This window comes from Gordonia sp. PDNC005, from assembly GCF_016919385.1.
Classification (GTDB): domain Bacteria; phylum Actinomycetota; class Actinomycetes; order Mycobacteriales; family Mycobacteriaceae; genus Gordonia.
Map to the genome: position 1 here is coordinate 692,950 of NZ_CP070351.1, position 24,893 is coordinate 717,842.

At 66.2% G+C, this 24,893-nt stretch carries 24 protein-coding genes; 15 read left to right on the forward strand and 9 right to left on the reverse strand.

Annotated features, from left to right (window positions below; all coding sequences use genetic code 11):
- Positions 1 to 61: 61 nt before the first annotated feature.
- On the reverse strand, positions 62 to 667 hold the full coding sequence (locus JVX90_RS03375; protein ID WP_205331047.1) for a phosphoribosylanthranilate isomerase: 606 nt from the start codon (positions 665 to 667) through the stop codon (positions 62 to 64).
- Between the two features lie 18 nt (positions 668 to 685).
- Complete coding sequence (gene nagE / locus JVX90_RS03380) at positions 686 to 2,716, reverse strand: N-acetylglucosamine-specific PTS transporter subunit IIBC (RefSeq protein WP_205331048.1); 2,031 nt, start codon at positions 2,714 to 2,716, stop codon at positions 686 to 688.
- Positions 2,717 to 2,897: 181 nt separating this feature from the next.
- Between nagE and JVX90_RS03385 the strand changes: the two genes are divergently transcribed.
- From JVX90_RS03385 to JVX90_RS03405, 5 genes are read left to right on the forward strand one after another with little or no spacing between them, the layout of a single operon-like run.
- Positions 2,898 to 3,902 (forward strand): iron-siderophore ABC transporter substrate-binding protein, encoded by a 1,005-nt coding sequence (locus JVX90_RS03385; RefSeq protein WP_205331049.1) that lies wholly within the window; start codon positions 2,898 to 2,900, stop codon positions 3,900 to 3,902.
- The gene (locus tag JVX90_RS03390) at positions 3,899 to 4,903 is read left to right on the forward strand and encodes an iron ABC transporter permease (RefSeq protein WP_205331050.1); all 1,005 of its coding nucleotides are present in this window, start codon (positions 3,899 to 3,901) and stop codon (positions 4,901 to 4,903) included. The genes JVX90_RS03385 and JVX90_RS03390 overlap by 4 nt, the downstream gene beginning before the upstream one ends.
- Entirely contained in the window at positions 4,900 to 5,934 is a 1,035-nt protein-coding gene (locus JVX90_RS03395) for an iron ABC transporter permease (RefSeq protein WP_205331051.1), read from the forward strand. Before JVX90_RS03390 ends, JVX90_RS03395 begins: the two co-directional genes overlap by 4 nt.
- Positions 5,931 to 6,731: an ABC transporter ATP-binding protein gene (locus JVX90_RS03400; RefSeq protein WP_205331052.1), complete on the forward strand. Its 801-nt coding sequence runs from the start codon at positions 5,931 to 5,933 to the stop codon at positions 6,729 to 6,731. Before JVX90_RS03395 ends, JVX90_RS03400 begins: the two co-directional genes overlap by 4 nt.
- On the forward strand, positions 6,721 to 7,662 hold the full coding sequence (locus tag JVX90_RS03405; RefSeq protein WP_205331053.1) for a siderophore-interacting protein: 942 nt from the start codon (positions 6,721 to 6,723) through the stop codon (positions 7,660 to 7,662). The genes JVX90_RS03400 and JVX90_RS03405 overlap by 11 nt, the downstream gene beginning before the upstream one ends.
- A 26-nt stretch (positions 7,663 to 7,688) precedes the next feature.
- Here JVX90_RS03405 and JVX90_RS03410 read toward each other — a convergent pair whose 3' ends face one another.
- Positions 7,689 to 8,198: a Uma2 family endonuclease gene (locus JVX90_RS03410; RefSeq protein WP_345891088.1), complete on the reverse strand. Its 510-nt coding sequence runs from the start codon at positions 8,196 to 8,198 to the stop codon at positions 7,689 to 7,691.
- Between the two features lie 87 nt (positions 8,199 to 8,285).
- On the opposite strand from JVX90_RS03410, the gene JVX90_RS03415 reads away from it, so the two are divergent.
- A complete protein-coding gene (locus JVX90_RS03415) occupies positions 8,286 to 9,692 on the forward strand; it encodes a class II fumarate hydratase (RefSeq protein ID WP_205331054.1) in 1,407 nt (468 codons plus the stop codon).
- A 15-nt stretch (positions 9,693 to 9,707) separates the two neighbouring features.
- Here the strand turns inward: JVX90_RS03415 and JVX90_RS03420 are convergent, their stop codons facing one another.
- From JVX90_RS03420 to JVX90_RS03435, 4 genes are all read right to left on the reverse strand, one after another.
- Positions 9,708 to 11,408, reverse strand: coding sequence for a fumarate hydratase (locus JVX90_RS03420; RefSeq protein ID WP_205331055.1), 1,701 nt, complete (start codon positions 11,406 to 11,408; stop codon positions 9,708 to 9,710).
- Positions 11,409 to 11,515: 107 nt separating this feature from the next.
- Positions 11,516 to 12,361 (reverse strand): patatin-like phospholipase family protein, encoded by an 846-nt coding sequence (locus tag JVX90_RS03425; protein WP_205331056.1) that lies wholly within the window; start codon positions 12,359 to 12,361, stop codon positions 11,516 to 11,518.
- The gene (locus JVX90_RS03430) at positions 12,358 to 12,897 is read right to left on the reverse strand and encodes a DinB family protein (protein WP_205331057.1); all 540 of its coding nucleotides are present in this window, start codon (positions 12,895 to 12,897) and stop codon (positions 12,358 to 12,360) included. Before JVX90_RS03430 ends, JVX90_RS03425 begins: the two co-directional genes overlap by 4 nt.
- Positions 12,898 to 12,907: 10 nt before the next feature.
- Positions 12,908 to 13,354, reverse strand: a complete 447-nt coding sequence (locus JVX90_RS03435) for a MarR family transcriptional regulator (RefSeq protein ID WP_205331058.1) — start codon at positions 13,352 to 13,354, stop codon at positions 12,908 to 12,910.
- Between the two features lie 120 nt (positions 13,355 to 13,474).
- Here JVX90_RS03435 and JVX90_RS03440 point away from each other — a divergent pair, with 120 nt between their 5' ends.
- The 5 genes from JVX90_RS03440 (at position 13,475) to JVX90_RS03460 (ending at position 18,112) form a co-directional block, all read left to right on the forward strand.
- On the forward strand, positions 13,475 to 14,659 hold the full coding sequence (locus tag JVX90_RS03440) for an MFS transporter (RefSeq protein WP_205331059.1): 1,185 nt from the start codon (positions 13,475 to 13,477) through the stop codon (positions 14,657 to 14,659).
- Between the two features lie 21 nt (positions 14,660 to 14,680).
- Positions 14,681 to 14,956, forward strand: a complete 276-nt coding sequence (locus tag JVX90_RS20715) for an aldo/keto reductase (RefSeq protein WP_345891089.1) — start codon at positions 14,681 to 14,683, stop codon at positions 14,954 to 14,956.
- Between the two features lie 126 nt (positions 14,957 to 15,082).
- Positions 15,083 to 15,493 carry a hypothetical protein gene (locus JVX90_RS03450; protein ID WP_205331060.1) on the forward strand — a complete coding sequence of 137 codons (411 nt, stop codon included), beginning with the start codon at positions 15,083 to 15,085 and terminating at the stop codon, positions 15,491 to 15,493.
- Between the two features lie 18 nt (positions 15,494 to 15,511).
- Positions 15,512 to 16,426 (forward strand): aminoglycoside phosphotransferase family protein, encoded by a 915-nt coding sequence (locus tag JVX90_RS03455; protein ID WP_205331061.1) that lies wholly within the window; start codon positions 15,512 to 15,514, stop codon positions 16,424 to 16,426.
- Between the two features lie 174 nt (positions 16,427 to 16,600).
- Positions 16,601 to 18,112 carry an HNH endonuclease signature motif containing protein gene (locus JVX90_RS03460; protein ID WP_205331062.1) on the forward strand — a complete coding sequence of 504 codons (1,512 nt, stop codon included), beginning with the start codon at positions 16,601 to 16,603 and terminating at the stop codon, positions 18,110 to 18,112.
- Positions 18,113 to 18,146: 34 nt separating this feature from the next.
- Here the strand turns inward: JVX90_RS03460 and JVX90_RS03465 are convergent, their stop codons facing one another.
- On the reverse strand, positions 18,147 to 19,013 hold the full coding sequence (locus JVX90_RS03465; protein ID WP_240194045.1) for a tyrosine-protein phosphatase: 867 nt from the start codon (positions 19,011 to 19,013) through the stop codon (positions 18,147 to 18,149).
- Positions 19,014 to 19,064: 51 nt separating this feature from the next.
- A complete protein-coding gene (locus JVX90_RS03470; protein WP_240194143.1) occupies positions 19,065 to 19,700 on the reverse strand; it encodes a TetR/AcrR family transcriptional regulator in 636 nt (211 codons plus the stop codon).
- A gap of 155 nt (positions 19,701 to 19,855) precedes the next feature.
- On the opposite strand from JVX90_RS03470, the gene JVX90_RS03475 reads away from it, so the two are divergent.
- From JVX90_RS03475 to JVX90_RS03490, 4 genes are read left to right on the forward strand one after another with little or no spacing between them, the layout of a single operon-like run.
- Entirely contained in the window at positions 19,856 to 21,406 is a 1,551-nt protein-coding gene (locus JVX90_RS03475) for an amino acid permease (RefSeq protein ID WP_205331064.1), read from the forward strand.
- Position 21,407: 1 nt separating this feature from the next.
- Positions 21,408 to 22,259, forward strand: coding sequence for an urea amidolyase associated protein UAAP1 (locus JVX90_RS03480; RefSeq protein ID WP_205331065.1), 852 nt, complete (start codon positions 21,408 to 21,410; stop codon positions 22,257 to 22,259).
- Positions 22,260 to 22,273: 14 nt separating this feature from the next.
- A complete protein-coding gene (locus tag JVX90_RS03485; protein WP_205331066.1) occupies positions 22,274 to 22,882 on the forward strand; it encodes an urea amidolyase associated protein UAAP2 in 609 nt (202 codons plus the stop codon).
- Positions 22,879 to 24,873 (forward strand): 5-oxoprolinase/urea amidolyase family protein, encoded by a 1,995-nt coding sequence (locus JVX90_RS03490; RefSeq protein WP_205331067.1) that lies wholly within the window; start codon positions 22,879 to 22,881, stop codon positions 24,871 to 24,873. The genes JVX90_RS03485 and JVX90_RS03490 overlap by 4 nt, the downstream gene beginning before the upstream one ends.
- The last annotated feature ends 20 nt before the right edge of the window (positions 24,874 to 24,893 follow it).

Here is a 24,893-nt window from a genome sequence, read left to right on the forward strand (position 1 = left end):
AATAGGCTGTATGAGGCTCATTGCCGGATATAGGGAGCAACGTGCCGTATAGGGGCGGATTCTACGAAGCAGCCTTAGCGGCGGCGATGAACGCGCGGACCTTGGTGTGGTCTTTGACGCCGGGCGAGGCCTCGACGCCGCTGGAGGTGTCGACTCCCCACGGGTGGGACTGGTTGATTGCCGCGGCGACGTTGTCGGGGGTCAGCCCGCCTGCGAGCAGCCATGACCCTGAGACGCCGCGGTCGGTGAGGACGGTCAGGTCCCAGGTCTCGCCCGAGCCCGGCTTCGGGGCGTCCAGCAGCAGTGCGGCCTCGCCGTAGGCCCCGACCTCTAGTGGAGGATCGTCGGCGAGCGACGTCGCACGCCAGAGGTGGGGAAAGATCGCGGCGGCGGCGTCGAAGTCGGCCCGCGTGTAGGCACCGTGCAGCTGTAGAACCGTGAATCCGAGGTCGGACGCTACGCGGGCGGCGTCCGTGGCGGGCATGTCGTTGACGACGAGGACTGTATCCAGCAGACTGCCCGCTCGATCGATGATCGAGCGGGCAGTCTCGGTGTCCACGGCACGTGAACTCGTCCGATTCATCACCACCCCGACGGCGTCGGCGCCGGCTTCGACGGCGACGTCGACGGTGTCGGGATCGGTGAGTCCGCAGACCTTCACGTACATGGGGTCAACGGTAGCGAATCAAAGCAGTTCGACAACCGCCGACTTGTCGTTCATCACCACGACGGGCGTCACCGTCGGATAGCCGGCGGCTTCGATCTTCGCGAGGTCGACGTTGAGCAGTGCCTGCCCTTCGGTGACGGTGTCGCCCGCCTTCACCAGTGGTTCGAAGCCGTCGCCCTTCATCTTCACGGTGTCCAGGCCGACGTGGATGAGGACCTCGGTGCCGTCGGTCAGCTTGAGTCCGATGGCGTGTCCGGTCGGGAACACCGTGACAACCGTCGCGTCGGCGGGGGCGGTGACCTCTCCCGAGGTCGGGACGATCGCGGCTCCCGGGCCCATCATGCCTGATGAGAACGTCTTGTCGGGTACCTCCGACAGGGCGATCGCGTACCCCTGCAGGGGACGCTTGAGGGCCACGGTCGCGGTCTTCTCGAGAGTGGCGACCGGGCTGGAGTCGACCGTCGCGTCCGGAACGGCGTCCGGGACGTCAGCGGCGTCGGGCGCGTCGATCTGCCCGGCCATGATCTTCTCCATCGCGTCCTTCACGAACTGGACGTTGAGGCCGTAGATCACCTGAACGGAATTGCCGCCCGGCTTGATGGTTCCCGCTGCGCCTGCGCGCTTGAGCGCCGGTTCGTCGATGACCGAGGTGTCGGCGATCTCCATGCGGAGGCGGGTCGCGCAGTTGTCGAGCTCGGTGATATTGGCCTTGCCGCCGAGCGCGTCGATGAACTTGGCTGCAGTGCCGACGAATCCCGCCGACGAGTCGCCGTCCTCGTCGCCCATCTCGTCGTCGTCTTCACGACCGGGAGTCTTGAGCTGGAACTTGAGGATCACCCAGCGGAACACGAAGAAGTAGATCAGGAACCAGATCGGGCCCATGATCAGGATGATCCACGGATTCTCGGCCATGGGGTTGGTCCAGTTGAGCACGAGGTCGACGAAGCCGCCCGAGAAGCCGAAGCCCATGCGGACCGGCAACAGCTGGCTGATCGCCATCGAGATGCCCATGAACACGGCGTGGATCAGGAACAGGAACGGCGCGAGGAACATGAATGCGAACTCGAGCGGTTCGGTCACACCGACGAAGAACGACGCCACCGCACCCGACAGCAGGATGCCGTAGGCGATCTTCTTGCGCTTGGTCTTCGCCGTCACGTACATCGCGAGAGCCGCGCCGGGCAGACCGAACATCATGATCGGGAAGAAGCCGGTCATGTACTGGCCGGTGACGCCGAAGACGCCGTCGCCCTTGTCGCCCGCCGCGAAGTTCGACAGGTCGTTGATGCCCGCGACGTCGAACCAGAACACCGAGTTCAGAGCGTGGTGCAGGCCGAACGGGATGAGCAGTCGGTTGAAGAATCCGTAGATGCCGGAGCCGAACGCGCCGAGTCCGACGATCCATTCGCCGAAGTTGACCAGGCCTGTGTACACGAACGGCCAGACGAACAGCAGGATCAGTCCGACGATCAGGGAGACGCCCGCGGTGACGATCGCGACCGAGCGGCGGCCCGAGAAGAACGACAGTGCGTCGGGGAGCTTGGTGTCTTTGAAGCGGTTGTAGCAGAGCGCGCCGATCACACCGCAGAGGATGCCGATGAAGGCGTTCTGGAACGAGCCGGGAGCGAACGCCGCGTTGACGTCGGGGGACTGCAAGACGAGCTTGCCGCCGACCTCGGCCACCTGCTGGCCCGCGCCGAGTTTCGAATCGGGGTTGAGTTCGGAGTCCGCGAACCCCGAGTTCAACAGGGTCATCACCGAGGTGGGCGCGAGCAGGCTGGTGATGATCAGCCAGGACACCAGGCCCGCGAGGGCCGACGTGCCGTCGGACTTCTTCGCCATGCCGATGGATACACCGACGGCGAACAGAATCGGCATGTTGGCGATGATCGCCAACCCCGCCGTCTGCAGGAACGACGTGACGACATTCGCCTGACCGTCGTTCGCGCCGATTATCCAGTTGGATATACCGACAAGTATCGCGGCAACCGGCAGTACTGCAACTGGCAGCATGATCGATTTGCCGAGGTTCTGAAGGAATTTCATCATGCGGATCTCGCCCGTTCCTCACCTGTGACGTGGTGAACACTTGGTGTGTGTCCGGCTAGACAATACAGCGGGTAGGGCGTTCGACACCGGTGTTCTGTGGGGAGCGTCCGGTCGGCTGATATGTTAGGGCAGGCTACCCAAGATAAGATGTGGCTCTCCCTCTGTGAAAGGCCCCCGAATCATGCGCAAGACCAGACTTCTCGCGTTGCTGACCGCAACTGCGCTCGCGGCGACAGTCACTGCCTGTTCCTCGTCGGACGACGGAACCGCCGGACCCTCCGGTGAAGGCTTCCCGATCACCGTCACCCACGCGCTCGGTTCGACGACGGTGGAGTCGGCCGATCGCATCGCGACCGTCGGCTGGTCGAACCAAGAGGTTCCCCTTGCGCTCGGCGTCGTGCCCGTCGGCATGGCCAAGGCCACGTGGGGCGACGACAACAACAACGGTGTTCTGCCGTGGGTCGAGGACAAGCTCAAAGAGCTCGGCGCCGAGACTCCGGCGATGTACGACGAGACCGATGGCCCCGACTACGAAGCCGTCGCGGCGACCGAGCCGGACGTGATCCTGGCGGCCTACTCGGGAATCACCAAGGACCAGTACGACAAGCTGAGCAAGATCGCACCCGTTGTCGCCTACCCGAAGATCCCGTGGGGCACCACGTGGGAGGAGACGATCGCCCTCAACTCGAAGGCGATGGGCCGTGAAGACGACGGAAAGAAGCTGATCGCCGACCTCACCGGTCAGGTGAATGCCGCCGTCGCCGCGCATCCGGCTCTGAAGACCACGAAGACGATGTTCGCGTACCTCGATCCGACCGATCTGAGCAAAATCGGGTATTACACGCTGAACGATCCGCGCGCTGAGTTCCTGAAGACCGCGGGACTGCCGGTCCCGACTGCGGTCGAGACGTCGTCGTCCACCACCAAGGAGTTCTACGTCGATGTCAGTGCCGAGCAGGCTGACCAGTTCAACGACGTCGGGTTGATCATCACCTACGGAGACGGCAGCACTCTCGCTCGTCTGCAGGCCGACCCGCTGCTCGGCAAGATCCCCGCGATCAAGGCCGGTCACGTCGCGATCCTGAAGGACTCCACTCCGCTCGCCGCGGCGTCGAACCCGTCGCCGCTGTCGATTCCGTGGGGCGCCGCGCAGTACTTCGATCTGATGGCGGCGTCACTCAAGTGACACGCACCCGGGTGACCGGGCGGATCGTGTGCTTGATCGTTGCGCTCGCCGTCCTGGCGGTGCTGTTCTGCGTGTCGATCGCGTTCGGCAATCGCGAGGTGTCGTTCGATGAGATCGGCAACGCGCTCTTCGGGTCCGCGGACACGTTCGGAGAGGCGGCGATCGTCAAACGAGTTCCGCGCACGGTGCTGGCGATCCTGGTGGGTATGGCACTCGCGCTGTCCGGCGCCGGCATGCAGGCGGTGACTCGGAATCCGGTCGCCGACCCCGCGATCCTCGGGATATCGGGCGGTGCATCACTCGCCGTGGTGATCGGGTTGGTCTTCTTCGGGATCACCGATCCGTTCTCCTTCATTGGAGCTGCGATCATCGGTGCGGCGTTGACCGCCGTGTTCGTGTACGCGATCGGCTCGATGGGCCGCGGCGGAGCCACCCCGCTCAAGCTGGCGCTCTCGGGTGCGGCCACCGCCGCTGCCGTGACCTGCCTGATCAGTGCCGTCCTGCTTCCTCGCGTCGACGTCATGTCGAAGTTCCAGCGGTGGCAGGTCGGTGGAGTCGGCGGCGCCGACTGGGAGCGGATCGGGGCTCTGGCCCCGGTCCTGGGGATCGGCGTGCTCATCACGTTCGCGTGTGCGCGAGGCATGAACTCGCTCGCGCTCGGCGACGATGTGGCGACCGGGCTCGGCGAGAACGTAGCTCGTACCCGACTGCTCACGGGCATCGCCGCAGTGGTCCTGGCGGGCGCGGCGACCGCGATCGCCGGACCGATCGGTTTCGTGGGGCTTCTCGTTCCGCACGCGTGCCGCGCGATCATCGGTACCGATCATCGCTGGCTGCTGCCGTTCACCGCGCTCGTCGGCGCGTCGCTTCTCATGTTGTCCGATGTGGTGGGGCGAGTGATCGCGCGGCCGGAAGAAGTCGACGTAGGCGTCGTCACAGCGATCATCGGCGCCCCGTTCTTCATTTGGATCGTCCGTCGGCAGAAGGTGCGTGAGCTATGACGACGACGACCCAGTCAGTGCTCGCCGGCCGCAGGTCTCGCAGTCGCCGCCGGATCACGATTCTCACGGTCCTCGCAGCACTGTGTGTGGTCCTCTTCTTCGTGTCGCTCATGGTGGGCCTGAAGTTCTACCCGCTGGACACGGTGATCCGCGTGACGTTCGGGGAGCAAGTACGCGGCGCGACGTTCACCGTCGGCGAGCTCAGGCTCCCGCGGGTGTGCCTCGCTGCGTTGTCTGGTTTCGCATTCGGTTTCGCCGGTGTGACGTTCCAGACGCTGCTTCGCAATCCGCTCGCCTCTCCGGACATCATCGGCATCTCCTGGGGCGCGTCTGCGGCGGCTGTCGTCGGCATCGTCGTCTTCGGCCTCACCGGCACCTCGGTGTCGGTGGTCGCTCTCGTCGGAGCGGTCGCGGCCGCAGCGGCGGTCTACGGTCTGTCGATGAACGGCGGTTTCGCTGCCACCCGCCTCATCCTGATCGGCATCGGCCTCGCCTCGATGCTCACCAGCATCGTGTCGTACACCCTGGCTCGCGCGTCCGAGTGGGACATCGCGGTGGCACTGCGCTGGTTGACCGGCAGTCTCGGTGAACCGTCGTGGGATCGTGTCATTCCGCTCGCCGTGATCGTCGCCGTCGTCGCACCGTTGATGCTCTACCGCTCGCGGGACATGAACTCCCTCGCGCTCGGTGACGACACCTCTGCAGGTCTCGGCGTCCACGTCGAACGCACCCGACTCCTGTACATCCTCGGCGCGGTGATCCTGCTCGCGTTCGCGACGGCCGGAGCCGGGCCGATCTCGTTCGTCGCATTCATGTCGGGACCGATCGCCGCACGACTGATGACTCGCGCCGGCGGGTCGATGCTTGTCCCGTCCGGGCTCGTCGGCGCGATCCTGGTGATGTCCGCCGACCTCATCGGCCAGTTTGCGCTCCCGCACCGCTACCCGGTCGGCGTCGTGACAGGTGTGCTCGGCGCCCCGTTCCTGATCTACCTGCTCATTCGTGTCAACCGGTCGGGAGGAACTCTGTGACCGCTCACCACTCATTGAACGCCGAGAAGATCCGGCTGTCGTACGGCGATCGGGTGATCGTCGACTCTCTGGATCTCGAAGTGCCTCCCGGCCTGATCACGTCGATCGTCGGCGCCAACGGCTGCGGCAAGTCGACGCTCCTGCGGGCACTCGCACGCCTGCTCGGACCGACGTCGGGCCAGGTGATTCTCGACGGCAAGGACATCTCGTCGCAGCGGTCCCGTGACGTCGCCCGGGTGCTCGGTCTGCTGCCGCAGAGTCCCGTCGCGCCCGAGGGCATCACCGTCGCCGACCTGGTCGGACGTGGCAGGCACCCACACCAGCGGGCCCTGGCACGGTGGACGTCCCACGACTACGAGGCGGTCGCCGACGCTCTCGACGCGACCGGAATCGCCGACCTCGCCGACAGGTCGGTCGACGAACTGTCCGGTGGCCAGCGACAGCGAGTGTGGATCGCGATGGCGCTCGCGCAGGAGACCGACATTCTGCTGCTCGACGAGCCGACGACGTTCCTCGACGTCGCTCACCAGGTGGAAGTCCTCGACCTGCTCACCGACCTCCGCGAAGCGCGTGGCACCACGATCGTGTTGGTGCTGCACGACCTGAACCTCGCGGCCCGGTACTCGGATCGGCTGATCGCGATGCAGTCCGGCCGGATCCACGCCAACGGAACACCCGAAGACGTCGTCACGGCCGAACTGGTCAGCGACGTGTTCGGGCTCAAGAGTCAGATTCTCACCGACCCCGTCTCGGGGAAACCCGCCGTCATGCCGATCGGAAGGCACCATGTCCGCTGACACCACCAGCCCGTTCGTCCTCGCTCGCGCAGAAGTCGACGTCGTCGAACCCGTATCACCGAACTTCGTGCGCATCACCTTCACCGGAGCCGACGTCGATCAGATGGCGACCCCGGGCAACACGTTCGACCAGCGGATGAAGATCATCTTCCCGCCGGTGTCCGGGGTGCTGCCCGACCTCGCCGACGGCGACGACTGGTATCAGCAGTGGCTGGACGTCCCCGAGGAGGAGCGCGGTTCGATGCGCACGTACTCGATCCGCGACGTGGTAGTCGACGACGGCGGAGCGACCAGGCTCGTCGTCGACTTCGTCCTTCATCTCGAGCCGGGCCTGACTGGTCCGGCCGCGACGTGGGCGTCCCGCGCACAGCCCGGCGACGAGGTGCTCCTGATGGGTCCGCGCCGCGGACGCACCGATGGCGGTGGCATCGAGTACAACCCCGGTGATGCCGAATCCGTTCTCCTCGCGGGTGACGAGACCGCCGCGCCCGCGATCGCCAGGATCCTCGAAGACGCACCGTCCGATCTGCGGGGTGTCGCGTTCATCGAGGTCCCGACCGCCGCCGACGTTCTGCCGTTCGCCGCTCCGGCGGGGGTCGACGTCCAGTGGCTCACCCGCGACGGCGCCGCGAAGCACGGCGAACGTCTCCTGCCCGCCGTTCTCGCTCACCTGGACACCGCGGTGTCCGACACCGGTGACAGCATCGATGCACCGGACGACGAACTCGTCTGGGAGACACCTGAATTCTCTCGTCTGGGAGAGGACGTCAACTCCTCCGTCGTTGCCCCCGGCGATCGCTACTACTGGATCGCGGGGGAGAGCAAGGTCGTCACGGGGCTGCGCCGTCACCTCGTGAAGGAATTGGGCGTCGAACGCTCGCAGGTCGCCTTCATGGGGTATTGGCGCCGCGGTGTCGCGATGAAGGGCTGATCACGCCAGGGAACCGAGGTCGACGGTCACCGGGAACGGCACGTCGGACGTGCACGTGCCGGTGACCCAGTCGCCGACATATCGGCCGTCGGCCAGTGTGAGCGCCTCCAGGCGAGGCGTCCCTTCGAAGTCGACGATCCAGTAGTGCGGAATCCCCGCCTCGGCGTACTCGAACGTTTGAGCACGAGGTCGACGCGTCGGGTTCCGGGGAACAGGACCTCGATGACGACGACCACGTTGCGTGCGGCAACAGGTCCGGTCGCTGACCTGGTGACGATCAAGTCCGGTCGACGAACGGTTGGCGGGAATGCGGGGTCGAGGAGAACGTCCACCTCTGGTAGCGCGTCGTATTCGGCGGGCATGGCCGCGTGTAGACAGACACCGAGGCGCATGATCGCGCGCTGATGTCTCGGTGTCGGGCTCGGAGACACGATCACGACCCCCTCCTGAAGTTCCGACCGCACGGACGTGTCCTGCCCCAAGGCACGCCACTGCTCCAGGGACATCAACTCGTTGTGTCGTGAAGCGAGGGGCATGTCCCGAGTCTAGGTTCGATCGACGATCCGGCCCAGGAACTGTCAACAGGTCGGAACATCGAGAGCGTCGGCGCGGTTGGACAGAACATGGCTGCTGATGACATCGAATACCGAATCGAACACGACACGATGGGTGAGGTGCGGGTGCCCTCGGCCGCGCTCTGGAGGGCGCAGACCCAGCGTGCCGTTGAGAACTTCCCGATCAGTTTCCGGCCGCTCGAGCGGACTCAGATCCGTGCGCTCGGACTGCTGAAGGCGGCGACAGCACAGGTCAATCACGACCTCGGACTGCTCGACGCGCAGAAGGCGGACGCGATCGTCGCCGCGGCCCGCGAGATCGCCGACGGTGTGCACGACGACCAGTTCCCGATCGACGTCTTCCAGACGGGCTCCGGCACCAGCTCGAACATGAACGCCAACGAGGTGATCGCGTCGATCGCCGCGCAGAACGGCGTGAGCGTCCACCCCAACGACGACGTCAACATGTCCCAGAGCTCAAACGACACGTTCCCGACTGCCACCCATGTGGCCGCGACCGAAGCCGTTGTACGCGAGCTCATTCCGGCGCTGGAACAGCTCCATGAAGCGCTCGCGACCAAGTCGTCGGAGTGGAAGACGGTCGTGAAGTCCGGGCGTACCCACCTGATGGACGCGGTTCCGGTGACCCTCGGCCAGGAGTTCGGCGGATACGCCCGCCAGGTCGAGGCCGGCGTTGAACGTCTGCGTGCGACGCTGCCGCGTGTCGGTGAGCTCGCGATCGGCGGCACCGCAGTCGGGACCGGACTCAATGCGCCCGACGGCTTCGGAACCAAGGTCGTCGAGCAGCTCGTCACGCTGACGGGTGTCGACGCGCTGAGCCTCGCGACAGACAACTTCGAGGCGCAGGCCGCGCGCGACGGACTCGTCGAACTGTCCGGGCAGCTCAAGACTGTCGCCGTCTCACTCACGAAGATCGCCAACGACGTCCGTTGGATGGGTTCGGGGCCGCTCACCGGGCTCGGCGAGATCGCTCTGCCAGACCTGCAGCCCGGCAGCTCGATCATGCCCGGCAAGGTCAATCCAGTGCTTCCCGAAGCAGTCACGCAGGTCGCGGCTCAGGTGATCGGCAACGACGCAGCGGTCACGTGGGGTGGCGGAAACGGCGCCTTCGAACTCAACGTCTACATCCCGATGATGGCCCGCAACGTGCTCGAGTCGATCACTCTGCTCGCCAATGTGTCGAGGCTGTTCGCCGACCGGTGCATCAGCGGGCTCGTCGCCCACGAGGATCGGCTCCGCACGCTGGCGGAGTCGTCGCCTTCGATCGTGACGCCGCTCAACTCTGCCATCGGATACGAAGAAGCTGCCGCGGTCGCCAAGGAAGCTCTGCGTGAGGGCAAGACCATCCGGCAGACCGTGATCGACCGCGGGCTCATCGGCGACAAGCTGTCGCTCGACGAGCTCGACGTCCGGCTCGACGTCCTCAAAATGGCGAACGTCGACCGACTCCGCTGACCACCGGGGAAGCGGTCAGCGTTCCTTCGACCGGACGCGGATGCCGCTGATCGGAACGTTGACCGTGCCCGAGGGATCGGTGAAGAAGTCGTTGCCCTTGTCGTCGACGACGATGAAAGCGGGGAAGTTCTCGACCTCGATTTTCCAGACCGCTTCCATGCCGAGTTCGGGGTACTCGATCACTTCCTGGCTCTTGATGCAGTCGAGTGCCAGGCGCGCCGCGGGACCGCCGATGGATCCGAGGTAGAAGCCGCCGTGGGCGTCGCATGCGGTGGTGACTTGCTTGGACCGGTTGCCCTTGGCGAGCATCACCATCGAGCCGCCGGCTGCCTGGAACTGCTCGACGTAACTGTCCATGCGCCCAGCGGTGGTCGGTCCGAACGAACCCGACGCCATGCCCTCGGGAGTCTTCGCAGGTCCGGCGTAGTACACCGGGTGGTTCTTGAGGTACTCGGGCATCGGCTGCCCGGAATCGAGGAGGTCCTTGATCTTGGCGTGAGCGATGTCGCGAGCGACGACCAGCGGGCCGGTCAGCGACAGACGGGTCTTCACCGGGTGCTTGGTCAGTTCGGCGAGGATGTCGGCCATCGGCTGGTTGAGGTCGATGTCGACGACCTCGCCGCCTGCGATGTCCTCAGCAACGCCCGCATCGGGCATGTACTGCGCGGGGTCGGTCTCGAGCTGTTCGAGGAATACGCCGTCGGCGGTGATCTTGCCGAGCGCCTGACGGTCGGCCGAGCACGACACGGCGATCGCGACTGGGCACGACGCACCGTGGCGGGGGAGACGGACCACACGCACGTCGTGGCAGAAGTACTTGCCACCGAACTGCGCGCCAATGCCGAACGACTGGGTGAGCTTGAAGACTTCTTCTTCCAACTCGGTGTCGCGGAAGCCGTGTGCTGCCATTGACCCCTCGGTCGGCAGATTGTCCAAGTAGTGAGCGGAGGCGTACTTGGCGGTCTTGAGAGCGAACTCGGCCGACGTTCCGCCGATGACCACGGCCAGGTGGTACGGCGGGCAGGCGGCCGTGCCGAGCGAGCGGATCTTCTCGTCCAGGAACTCGAGCATGCGCTTCGGGTTCAAGATCGCCTTGGTCTCCTGGAACAGGAACGACTTGTTGGCCGAGCCGCCACCCTTGGCCATGAACAGGAACTTGTACTCGGGACCCTTGGGGCCCTGCTCGGTCGCGTAGATCTCGATCTGTGCCGGCAGGTTGGTTCCGGTGTTCTTCTCGTCGTACGTGGTGATCGGCGCGAGCTGCGAGTAGCGCAGGTTGAGCTTGGTGTAGGCGTCGTACACGCCACGGCTGATCACCTCGCCGTCGTCGACGCCGGTGAGGACGCCTTCGCTCTTCTTGCCCATGACGATCGCCGTGCCGGTGTCCTGACACATCGGGAGGACGCCGCCTGCCGAGATGTTGACGTTCTTCAGCAGATCGAGCGCCACGAAGCGGTCGTTGCCCGACGCTTCGGGGTCGTCGATGATCTTGCGGAGCTGGCGCAGGTGTGCGGGACGCAGGTAGTGGCTGATGTCGTGCATCGCCTCGGAGGTGAGCCGCTGGATCGCTTCGGGCTCCACCTTCAAGAACTTCTGACCGTCCACCTCGAACGTTGACACGCCTTCGGTGGTCACCAGACGGTAGGGCGTGTCGTCCTGGTTCGCCGGAAGGAGGTCCGAGTAGAGGAATTCGGGGGCCGATGCAGATTCGCTCACGGGACGCATGGTATCGATCGCGAACGACAAGGCTGGAGTAAGGCTACCCTATATCACTCTTTGTGGGGCGAATCAGTGCTGGTCGGCGGCACTTCGGCGGTCGATGCTCACGAAGACACGAGAGGCTCTGCGGGCTCCGCGCGACGACCTCCGTCGACGTCGAGGAACGATGCCGCGGTCAGGTACGCGTCGACGATGAGTTCGTCGGCCCGACTGAAGTCGAGAGCTCCGACGGTGATCGGGCACGGCGGCGGCAGGACGATCAGTTCTGCATCGTCGGAGTACTCGCGAATGTCGGTGATCAGCCTGCGGTGAATGAGTAGTGCCATGGTGTGGAGCAGGATCTCGGCGACGTTGTCCGGTGGCGCGGTCAAGGTGCACGGGTCACCGCAGGGGAGGACGTAAACGACGTCCGCGCCTCGCTCGATGGCAGGAGCCAGCGCAGTGTTGTCGGAGACTCCGCCGTCCACGAGCGTGCGGCCCTCCCACAGCACCGGCGGCAGGAGTCCGGGCAGCGCGCTGCTCGCGAGGACCGCATCGACGGCCGGTCCGTTCCGGAGCGGAACCTCGTCGCCGGTGATCAGATCGGTGGCGATGACGGTGAGATCGACGGGCGCGTCCTCGATTCGATCGAACGTCAGGTGCCTCTCGATGAGATCGCGCATCCCGCTGTCGTCGAACATCGATGGGCGCTGCCCGCGCAGTGCGCCGACAACCTGCCGGACGCTCGGTGGAAACAGATCCCATGCCTTGAGGGAGCGCCAGATGTCGGCGAGGTCGTCGAGTGCCGAGCCAGTGAAACCGTGCCCGGAGATGAACGATGCGTTCAATGCTCCGGCCGACGTGCCGATCAGGACGTCTGGGGTGATGCCACGTTCGCGAAGGGCCTGCATCATGCCGACTTGTGTGGCGCCAAGATTGGCCCCACCGGCGAGGACGAACGCGGTGGTCATGGCTGCGAGGCTCGCGGTGGAAGGCCGACGTCCACCCGGTGGTGTTCGAGGTCGTGGAGGGCGTACACGGCGAACGTGTCCACCGTGAACGACGAGCCGTTGCTGCGGAAGCCCTGTCGGCTCCATTGGTCGTCGTCGACCATGTCGTAGGCGGCCGCGAACCGGGCGGCGGCGTCGGCGATCTCACCCGCGACGACGGCCGGGTCCTGTGCTGCGTAGCCGTCGGCGACGGCGGTCTGGTCCTGGTCCCAGTTCGCGAACTCGGCGGGTTCGGAGGTCAGCATCAGGTCCAGGCGCTCGGCCATTATCCGGTGCACGTCGCGGACGTGGCAGCCGTACTCCAGTGTTGACCACGTGGCATCGTTCGGCCTGCGAGTCGCGTCGGGCCCGGCCAGGACGTGCGCCCACCCGTCGGCGGACGACGCGATCCGATCGCCGACCAGGTCGCGGCTCACCGTCGACGGGTCGAAGCCGCAGTCGGTGCACGGGTGCGACATCACCCAGGTCCAGTCCTTGGTGTCGGGTTCGATCGCCATGGACGTCATTTTAGGCTGGTGACCTCACGTGCACTGCGTCGACGAGTGATGCGAGCTCGGGTTGCTCGCCGGCCTCCTGGAGGGCTTCTGCGAGCGTGTGGTCGTGGGTGGGGCGTGCGGCTTCGAGAAGCGCCACGCCGGACGGGGTCAGCTCGGTGTAGATGCCTCGTCGGTCGTCGGCGCAGAGGATGCGCGTCAGAAGTCCGCGGTCTTCCAAGCGGGTCACCAGCCGGGTAGTAGCGCTGCTCGACAGTGCCGCCGCACGGGCGAGTTGCTGCATCCGCATGTGCCACCCGTCCTGTCGGTTGAGGGCGTCGAGGACGGTGAACTCGACCACCGACAATCCGTGTTCGGACTGCAGGGAGCGCTCCAGCTTGGTCTCGATGAGGGAGTGAAGTGCCACGAGGGTGCGCCACCCGCGTGCGCGGATCTCGACCGCATCATCTGCGATTCCCATGGTCAGCCGCCTTTCGTCAGTGGACTCAGCATAGCACCTTGCGAAGATAACCAGCGTGTGCAACTATCTATTCGTTGCGTAAGCAAAGATTGCACACGCCGTTAATTGTAAGGAGTTGATATGCCTGTAGCGCTCTACGCCCTCGCCCTCGGCGGCTTCGGAATCGGTCTCACCGAGTTCGTCATCATGGGGCTGCTGCCCGAAGTGGCCACCGACTTCGTCGTCTCCGAGACCGTCGCCGGTTACCTGATCTCCGGGTACGCGCTGTCCGTCGCCGTCGGCGGGATTCTGATGACCGCGCTGCTCGGCCGCATCGACCGCAAGAAGGCGTTGCTGGGGCTGCTTGTCTTGTTCATCGTCGGCAACTTGATGTCGGCCACGGCGTCTACCTACGAACTGATGCTCGCAGGCCGGATCGTCGCCGCGCTGTGTCACGGTGCGTTCTTCGGAATCGGGGCTGTCGTCGCGGCCGACCTTGTTCCAGAGAATCGCCGCGCCGGGGCCATCTCGATCATGTTCGCCGGCCTCACCATCTCCAACGTGCTCGGCGTCCCCCTCGGCACTTTCCTCGGTCAAGCCGCCGGCTGGCGTTCCACCTTCTGGGCCATCACGGTCATCGGCGTGATTGCGCTCATCGGAATCGCCGCATTGGTCAAGCCGACGCCGGCACCCCGCGAGAGCGCTGGCGTGTTCGCCGAGTTCGGCATCTTCCGCAGCCGTCAGGTGTGGCTGTCGATGATCGTCACAGTTCTCGGATACGGCGGCATGTTCGGTGCGTTCACCTACATCGCCTACACCCTCACCGATGTCAGCGGCTTCAGCTCGTCGACCGTCCCGTGGCTGCTTGTTCTCTTCGGTGTTGGCCTCTTCATCGGAAACCTGCTCGGCGGCCGCGCGGCAGACCGCGATCTGCGCCGCACGCTGATCGCCCTGTTCGTCGCCCTTTCGGTGGTTCTCGCCGCGTTTGCTCTCACCGCCGGTTCGCAGATCGCTACCGTCGTGGCCCTCGTCCTCATGGGCGGCCTCGGCTTCGCGACCGTCCCCGGTCTGCAGATGCGCATCATGAATTACGCGGCTGACGCGCCAACTCTGGCCTCCGGAGCCAACATCGCGGCGTTCAACGTCGGAAACGCTCTCGGCGCGTGGATCGGCGGCCTCACGCTGGCGGCAGGACTCGGCTACACCTCGCCGCTCTGGGTCGGCGCGATCATCACCGCGGCCGGGCTGGCCGTCTACCTGGTCGCCACCCGCCTGCCTGGCGGCGAGTCGACAACCACGAATGAGCACGCGCTCGTCGCAGCCTGACAAGTTCACCACCTGACCAAGCTGTGGGTCGCCGACCTCGGGGCGGGCCGTGCCGAAGCCGGTCTCGGCGCCAGCCTCGAGCGGCTGGGTCTCGACGCCCTCTATCTGATCCACTGGCCCGCGCCGGCGACAGACGCCCACCTCGACACGTGGACGCAGCTCGACGAGCTCGGGACGTATCGCACCCGCGCCATCGGCGTCTCGAACTTCCCGTCCGAGCACCGCGGAGATCGACGCCATCAACATGCTCGACCGCGACTGCCGGACGGGGCCGGGCCCTGCCGACTTCAAGGTTGAGGCGCGACCTAAGCGCCGCGCGTCGTCCAGTCGAATGACAGACTGTTCACAGCGAACAAGCTGTGTTCGATGTAGTTGATGTCAGCGTTCGACTCCGGGTCGGCGCGCGGGAGGAAGGGCGCACCGATGAAGCGCAGCATCGCTGGAGTCGTTGGCACCTTCCTCCTATCGGGAGCTGCGATCGTCGTCGTCGGATGCTCCGCGGAGCCGCTGTCGGCGGAGCAGACGACTGTCGACGAGCCGCTCACGCCGTGCGCGTTCGCGGAACCGGACGATCTGGTGATGATGGTTCAGAACTCCGACCTCTCCGAGAGGCTGGCGTGGCCGATCACGTTCGAGCACGTCGACTGCTCTGGTGATTCGGCGATCGCCCACACGATGCCCGACGGCCGGACGCAGCCGACCGGTGTCCTGTTCCGGTACTCGGACGGAACCTGGCGGGCGCTCGATGTCGGAACCTCGATCGACTGTGCGGCGTTCGGCGTGCCTGCGTCGGACGTCGGTCGCCTCGGCGGCTGCATGAAGACCGTCGAATAGCGGTCTCCGTACGCTGGGATGGTGCGCATCCCTGACGAACTGAACGCCCAACGACGTCTCGGGCCCGCCTGGGCGAACTGGCTCGACCGGCTCCCGCGGCTCTGCGACGAGATCGTCTCCGAGTGGGGACTGGCCGTGGCGGGGGAGCCGACCAACGGGTTCGCGTCGATCGTGATTCCGGTCCGCACTTCTGACGGGGACGCGATGCTGAAGGTCGGCTTCGACTCGTCCCCGGAGACCGAACACGAGCACCTGGCGCTGACGTACTGGGCGGGGGACGGTGCGGTGACGATGTTCCGAGCCGATCCCGCCCGCCACGCGATGCTCCTCGAACGTCTCCATTCACGCGACCTGTCGCAGGAGTGGGATCTACAGGCGTGCGAGATCGTCGCGGGCTTCTACCCGAGGCTGCACCGGCCTGCCCCGCCGCGGCTGCGGCCACTCACCGGTTTCGTCGACCGCTGGCTCGACGCGCTGGCGGCCGACGCCAAGGAGGTGCCGGTTCCACGGAGGCTGATCGACCACGCGCTCAACCGCGGCAGGGCGTTCATCGACGATCCGGAGTCGGTCGGTCGGATCGTCCACGGCGACCTCCACTACGAGAACGTGCTGGCGGCCGACCGTGAGCCGTGGCTGGTGATCGACCCTCAGCCGATGTCGGGTGATCCGCACTACGAACTCGCTCCGATGTTGTGGAACCGGTGGGACGAGATGGACGGCTACCTGCGAGAGTCGATCCAGCGCCGCTTTTACACGATCGTCGAGGCCGCCGGACTCGACGACGAGCGTGCACGCGACTGGGTGATCGTCCGCATGATACTCAACGCCCACTGGGCCGTCGAAGACGCCAAACGCATGAACCGTGCCCTCGACGCCGACGAGCGGGACTGGATCACCCGCTGCATCGCCGTCGCCAAAGCCGTCCAGCGCTAGCGTCCCTTCCTCGCCTGCCCCTGCTCCCCACTGCTCCTTGAGCGAGCTTGCGAGTCGAAAGGGCCGAACGCCGCCACAGCTCGGTAGTCGAACAAATTCGCTAACCTATTGTGGTTTCAAACACATATGGGTAAACTGGACATACCGACAGGAACGGCGAAGGAGGTGGCACCCATGACGAGCACTGACCTCCCCGACAGTCCAGTCGAACTCGCACGACTGCAGGGCGCCGTCGCAGAGAAGCTGGCCAGGGTGTCCCTTGATGGACTGTCGAACCGGGAACTCCTCGATGTGGTGCAGGACGTGGAACGTTCGCACCGCCGGAACGTCGGTGTTGATGCCCGATTGTTCGTTGAGGTGTGCGAGCGGGGCGCGCATCGTGATGTGGGGTCGCCGTATCCGCAGCATTACCTGCAGCATCACCTGCGGTTGAGTGCGGGGGAGAACCGTCGGCGGCGTGATGCGGCGGCCGGGTTGGTTCCGATGTTCAACTTCTCCGGTGAGAAACTCGACTCGCCCATGCCGGCCACTGCCGAAGCGGTCGCTGATGGTGACCTGTCCCTGGAGCACGTCACCGAGATCGTGAAGATGGTCGAGGACATCCCCGCCGCGATTCCCGCAGAGGACAAGGGGCGTGCTGAAGCGCAACTGGCCGAGGTCGCTCGCACTCTCACTCCGGAGGGCACACGGACTGCGGGCAAGCGGATCCTCGCCCATCTTGATCCTGACGGTGAGCTCACCGATGATTCTGATCGCGCCCGTACGAGGGGTGTCACATTGGCACCGCAGGATCGCCGGTTGATGTCGGCGATCGGCGCCAAACTGACTCCGGCCGCGCGGGCCAAGCTCGAGGCGCTACTGGTCCTGTGGGCCGCTACTGGGATGAACAATCCCGACGACCCGGAGTCTCCGTCGGGGGCGGCGATCACCGTCGACCCCGCGGCCTTGGCGGCGGCGCGTGAGCGTGACACTCGCACGCAGGCCCAGCGCAATCATGATGCGCTCGATGCGATGTGGACGGTGCTGCTCGAGACCGGCGGGCTCGGCGAGTCCAAGGGGCTGCCCGCCCACCTGGTGGTGACCGCGTCGCTCGGCGATCTCGAGTCTCGTTCGGGTGTGGCGGTGACTGCGACCGGGACTCGTCTGCCGGTGAAGGATCTGGTTGAGGTCGCCGCTGACGCGACGCCGTGGCTCGAAGTGTTCGGCGATGCGTCGTCGCAGGTCCTGTACCTGGGGCGCGGTAAGCGGTTGGCGTCGTTGCCGCAGCGTTTGGCGTTGTTCGGTCGTGATCGTGGGTGCACCGCGCCCGGTTGCACCGTGCCGTGGTCGCGGACTCAGGCTCACCACATGCCCGACTGGGCCGACGGCGGGCCGACCGACATCGACCACCTCGGCGGTGCGTGCGGCGGCCACAATCGCATCGTCTCCACCCGGCCGGGCGGGTGGGAGACCACCATCCTCGCGTCGGGGCCGTTCGCCGGTCGGGTCGGGTGGCGCCCCACCGGCTCGAATGAGCCGTGGCAGGTCAACCACGCACTACAACCGGAGAAGGCGTTGCCGGCCCGGGCGGCCCGGATCACCGAGTCCGGGTCGGCAGTGGAGAAGTGGCTCGGCTGCCGGATCCCCGGTCCACCGCCGGGGCCGTCCGTCCCGAAGGGGACGGACGTGGTGCGGTACCCCGTCTGAGATCGGTCAGGCGGGGACACCGTCATGCCCGACGTCAGGCAAGCATGCGCGCGCGGAGATTGTCGATCGCCGCCTGGTTGATCTTCAGGCCCTTGCGGACGTAGCGTTCCATTGAACCGTAGAGGCGCTTCACCTGATCGAACGCTGCGTTCAGCCAGGAGAGCTCAACGGCGTCACTGCGGCCGAGGTAGGTGTTCGACTTCATGAAGTCGGCCTCGATGGCCGCTCGCGGAACGCCGAGGATGCTCAGGATGATCGCGGTACCCCAGCCGGTGCGGTCCTTGCCCGCGCTGCAGTGGAAGACCACGCCGCCGGGGTTGGTGGCGGCGGCTTCGACCAGGTCGAGGAAGGCCGCGTCCGACCCGACGAAGCTGACCATGAACGGGTATCCGATGCTCTGCCCGACGTTCGACGACCTCGTCGTGTACGCGTCGATCAGCGCACGACCGAGAGTGATCGGCACGAATTCGTGGAACCAGAGTCCGCTGTTCAGGCTGACGACGTCGGCCACCTGGTAGCGGATGCTCTCGGGCATCTGATCGGGCGCCTCGTCGCGCTCGGAAGCGTTGCGGAGGTCCACGTCGAGGGTGATCCCCAGGTCGACGAGTGTCTCCTTGTCGGCGGCGGTGAGGTTGCTCAGCTTGTTCGATCGGAACAACTGCCCGGTGCGGACAGTCTTGCCGTCGACGGTCTCGTACCCGCCGATGTCGCGGAAGTTCGACGCGCTCGACAGTCGAGGGGCGGCCGACGCGGTGCCGGCCGCTCCGGGCACCAGTGCGATGGCGGCGAGCGCTGCGAGTAGCAGTGTTGCGACGCGGATGGACAACGAGCGGAAGGTGATCACCGCCGGAGAGTAGCGCCGCGAGGTGGCGATCGCACGGCGCAGTGTGGTGTTCGGCACGAATCGTCGGCTTCTGCCGCAGCGAGGGAAGCGCCGTCGAGCGGGGCCACGTCACGGATTGGACAACAGCACCGAGCGGATCGCGTCGGTCACCGTGTGGGCGATAGCGGCTGCGTCCCACGGTCCGCCGGGAGCGAGAGCTCCGTCTGATCGGAGGCCGATCACCGACTCCACGAGGCGGAACGGGATCAGCACTCGTGGGTCGTCGGAACGGCCGATCACTTCGGAGGCGAGGCGGGCGTAGTGGTCGGCGAGTTCGGTGCGAGCCGCTCGGAACTCGCCGAACTCGTCTGTCCGAAGCTCAGGCATCAGATAGAGCGCACCGAGGTTCCATCGAGATTCGGCGAGCTGTGTGGCATCGAACTCGGCGAGCTCCAACAGCCTGTCGAGTGCGGGGCGAGGGTCGGCGGCGAGAGCGCGTGCGACGTCGAGTGACGCTCGGACTGTCGAGTCGAGCAGTGCCGTCAGGATGGCGTCCTTGGTCCGGAAATGGTGGTAGAGGGAGGCCTGGCGCACGCCGACAGCGTCGGCGATGAGACGAGTCGACGTGGCCGCGAACCCTCGCGCGATGAAGAGCTCGGCTGCCGCGTCGAGGATCTCGTCAGCTGGTGAGGCGCCGTCGCGCTGCGGGGCTGCGAGGCGCGGTCGCCCCCGTCTACCTGCGGTTTCTGGCGACGCCTCGGTTATCTCCACGCGTGCCACACTACCGCGAGCCGCATCCGACCAGGACGAAACATTCTCGTAGCACCGGTTATCGCGGTTGCAACGAAACGGTAGTCGGCGTGACAACTCCGAGGAGTTTTCTATCAATCGACAGGAAAACATCAGCAGGGAGCACACGCATGACGACAACACACGCGTCGCCGGAGCCAGACTCCGATGACCTGACCGCCCTCGGCTATAGACCCCAGCTGAATCGGTCGCTCGGATCGTTCGCTTCATTCGCGGCCGGATTCTCGTTCGTCTCCATCCTCACGACGATCTTCCAGCTGTTCGGGCTCGGCTTCTCATTCGGCGGTCCGGCGTTCTTCTGGACGTGGCCGGTCGTCTACGCGGGACAACTCCTCGTCGCCTTGTGCTTCGCCGAACTAGCCGCTCGATATCCGATCTCCGGCGCGATCTACCAGTGGTCACGACGCCTCGGTGGGGAAGTCCTGGGCTGGTTCGGCGGTTGGTTCATGATCCTGGCCCAGATCGTCACTGCGTCGGCCGCGGCGATCGCCCTCCAAGTGGTGCTGCCGACGGTGTGGAGCGGGTTTCAGATCATCGGAGACGACCCGTCGCTCACCAGTTCCAGTGGCGCGGCCAACGCGGTTCTGCTCGGCAGCGTGCTGCTGGTCCTCACCACGGGCATCAACTGCATCGGCGTGCACTGGATGGGCCGGATCAACGCGATCGGCGTCACCTGCGAGATCGTCGGCGTGGTCGCGGTGATCGGTGCGCTGGCCGCCCATGCCCGTCGAGGCCCGCAGGTCGTCCTCGACACGGGGCAGGCCGGAGCCGCCGCCACCGGCAGCCTCGGCTACCTCAGCGCGTTCATCGTCTCCGGTCTGATGGCCGCGTACGTGATGGTCGGATTCGGTTCGGCCGGCGAACTCGCCGAAGAGACCCGCAATCCTCGTCGCGTCGCACCGCGCACCATCCGGCTCGCGCTCACCGTCTCGGCAGTCGGCGGCGGCCTCATGCTGTTGACCGCGCTAATGGCGGCTCCGAGCCTGGGCGACAAACTCGCCACCGGCGGCCTGCCGTACGTCCTGTCGTCCGTGCTCGGTTCGTTCTGGGGCAAGGTCCTGCTCGTCGACGTGGCCGTCGCCATCTTCGTCTGCACGCTCGCCATCCAGACTGCGTGCAGTCGTCTGATCTTCTCGATGGCCCGCGACCGCCGTCTCCCGTTCTCGACACAACTCGCACACGTGTCCCGGACCGGCACGCCGATGCTGCCGTCGATCGTCATCGGTCTCGCCTGCATCGCGGTTCTGGGCGTCAACGTCGGCAACCCCGCGATCTTCGCGACCCTCGCCAGCGTGTGCATCGTGCTGATCTACCTCGCCTACCTGTCGGTCACCGGACCGATGCTCGTCGCGCGGATCCGCGGAGCGTGGCCGAAGAAGGACGACGCCCGTGACGCCGACGGTCGAGAGGTGTTCACTCTCGGACGCTGGGGCCTGGCCGTCAACGTCGGCGCCGTGCTCTTCGGAACGTTCATGGTGATCAACCTCGCGTGGCCGCGACCCGAGATCTACGACCCGGCGGGCACCTCCACGCTTCTCCAGTGGGCCGGTCCGCTCATCGTTGTTGCCGCGGTCGTCGGCGGCGCCCTCTGCTTCCCGCGCAGACGCCCGCACCCCGTGCCCGTCCTCGTGCCTGGTCGCGCTCTTCCGGAAGGACTCTGACATGTTCGACACCATCACCGCCACCACCAGCGGCGCCCGTGACCACGCTCGAGCCCAGGCCGCTGCGGCAGCCGCCGACGTCGCCATGCCGATCGTCCCGGCGTCCGCCTTCCAGACCCCTCCCGACGGGATCGACGCGGAACGGCTGACCTGGGCGGAAACCGTGCCCGGCGGGCGATACACCGTCAAAGCGCTGGCGAGAGGAACCCGCCTGCGCCTCACCGACGTCGACGGCACCGCCTGCGCACACGTACTGCTCTGGCGAACGGATGCGCCATGGGAACGGCTCAACGTCGCCGACACGGTGAAAGTCCCGTGGCAGGCGTACCTGGGGGCCGGACATCCGCTGCTGTCCGATCAGGGACGTGTCCTCGCGACCATCGTCGCCGACACCTCGGGCATGCACGACGCGCTGTGCGGGACGACGACCCTCGCCTCCAACACGGAGCGCTACGGCGCCGGAGAGGTGCACTCACTCAGCCCCGCGGGACGCGAACTGCTCCTCCTCGCCGCCGCCAAACACGGTCTCGGTCCGTCGGACGTCGCTCCGTCGGTCTCCCTGTTCCACGGAGTTCGCGTCGATCCCGACGACGGAACGCTCGTGTCCGTCGGGTCCGCCGGAGCGGGTCGCAGCGTCGACCTCGTGCTGCACCTGCCGTGCATCGTCGCGATCGCCGACACCGCACATCCGCTCGACCCGGCGCCTCGCTACACGACCGGACCGCTCGAGGTCCTCGCCTGGCGTGCCGACGCCGATCTGCAGGAACTGATCGACGACGACACCACCGACCCCGAGTACCGCAGGGCGGTCGCCAACTCCGAGGACGCGTTCACCGCGTCCACACTCGCCTGACTAGGAGCCTTGTCATGAGCATTACCGTCACCCCGCGCGCACCCTGGTCTGGGGTTGTCCCGGCGGGCCACACCATCACGATCACCGACCTCGACGGCAATCAGGCCGTCGACACCCTGTTCTACGGCGCGAATGACCACACGATCCGATACAGCGCACAGACGACGATCGCCGCGCAGGGGAGCATCTTCCTGGGTACCGGCAGTGTCATCCGCGATCAGGAGTCGCGCCCGATGATGACGATCGTCTCCGACGAGGTGGGGCGTCACGACACGATCGGCGGCGCGTGCTCTCAGGAGTCGAACACACTCCGCTACGGGCACCACACCAAGCACCAGCACGCGTGCGTGGAGAACTTCCTCATCGAAGGGAGCCGACACGGCCTCGGGAAACGAGACCTCGTCGGCAACGTCAACTTCTACATGTACGTGCCCGTCGACGCCGACGGGACTCTGGGCATCGTCGACGGACTCTCCGCTCCTGGACGGACGATCGTCCTGCGTGCCGAGATCGACACGCTGGTTCTCATCTCCAACTGTCCCCAGATCAATAATCCGTGCAACGGCTTCGATCCGAGTGCCGTGTCGCTCGCGTTGTCAGAGACTGCGGAGCTGATCGCATGACCGCGCAGATGACGATCGTCCGGCCCGGGCCGATGACGACCGTGCAGGACTGGCCGGGGCGAGTCGGCTTCTGGCAGGTGGGAGTCCCGCCGTCGGGCCCGATGGACGATCTCTCGTTCCGCCTGGCCAACGTCGCAGTGGGCAACGATGAGACCGCAGCGGGCCTGGAGAGCACTCTCGGTGGCCTCGCCGTGACCTTCGATTCGACTGTCACCGTTGCAGTCACCGGCGCCCCCGTGGCGGTCGCGGTCGGTGGTCGGCCGGTGGCCGCGTGGCGTCCGGTGGAGGTACCCGCCGGGCAGGAGCTGTCGATCGGTGCGACCGGACAACTCGGCATGCGCGTGTACGTCGCGGTCCGCGGCGGGATCGAGGTTCCCGAGTATCTGGGCAGTGCGTCGACGTTCACTCTCGGTCGCTTCGGCGGCCTCGACGGTCGGGTTCTCGCCACGGACGACGTTGTCGCGATCGGCGCCGAACCGACAGTACGTCCGCGTCGCATACTCAGTGACGAGATCCCGGCCATCACCAGTGATTGGCAGCTGGCGGTGACCGTCGGACCACACTCCGCACCGGAGTACTTCACCGCATCCGACATCGAGACGCTGTACGCGACGCCGTATGAGGTGCACTTCAACTCCGACAGGACCGGTGTCCGGCTCATCGGACCGCAACCCGAGTGGGCGCGCACCGACGGTGGGGAAGCTGGCCTTCATCCGTCGAACATCCACGACAACGCGTACTCGGTGGGCGCTCTGGACTTCACCGGAGACACCCCGATCCTGCTCGGCCCTGACGGCCCGAGCCTCGGCGGCTTCGTCTGCCCGGTCACGGTGACGACGGCCGACAGGTGGAAGCTCGGCCAACTGCGGCCGGGCGACACAGTCCGCTTCGTGCCGGTGAAGGCGGCAACGGCGGCACCGCACACCGCGATCGGATCGGCGCGCCGAGCGTCGTCGCCGACGGTGATCTCGACCGGAGGCGACGCGGACGCGGGGATCCTCTCGCGCGGTGTCACAGCCGACGGGGAGACCGGGATAACGTACCGGCGGTCCGGTGACGACAACGTGCTGATCGAGTACGGCTCCATGACACTCGATCTGGAGCTGCGTGCCCGGGTCCATGCTCTCGCGCAGCGGCTGGGCGACGAGAGACCTCGCGGCCTCGTGGACCTGACTCCTGGCGTCCGCAGTCTGCAGGTCAAGTTCGATCCGAGCGTTCTGAGGCAGGACGCGGCACTCGACTGGATCACCGAAGCCGAATCTCAGCTGCCTGCCGCGCAGGACATGATCGTGCCCAGCCGGACTGTGCGACTCCCGCTCTCGTGGGACGACCCGTCCACCCGTGAAGCCATCGAGCGGTACATGCTCGGCGTGCGTGACGACGCGCCGTGGTGCCCGTGGAACATCGAGTTCATCCGGCGGATGAACGGCCTCGGATCGGTGGACGACGTGCACGACATCGTGTTCGACGCCGAGTATCTGGTGCTCGGCCTCGGCGATGTGTACCTGGGCGCACCCGTCGCTGTGCCGCTCGACCCGCGTCATCGGCTGGTGACCACGAAGTACAACCCGGCGCGGACGTGGACGCCGGAGAACGCGGTCGGGATCGGCGGCGCCTACATGTGCATCTACGGGATGGAGGGGCCGGGCGGCTACCAGTTCGTCGGACGCACCACACAGGTGTGGAACCACCGGCACCCGGGGAACGCAGGCGGCTTCGAACCCGAGCACCCGTGGTTGCTGCGATTCTTCGACCGGATCAGCTGGTACCCGGTGTCGACTGAGGAGCTCGCCGATCTGCGTGCCGACACGGCCGCGGGACGGGGGAGCGTCGACATCACGCCCGGCTCGTTCTCCTTGTCGTCGCACCGCGCATTCCTGGCTGAGCACGCCGAGGACATCGGGCGGGTGCAGCGGGTGATGGAGGCGGCCCGTGCCGAAGAGCGTGGTCGGTGGTCGGCCGCGGGTGAGTTCGCGGGCCGCGCGGCCTGACTGCTCCGACGAGGAAGGAA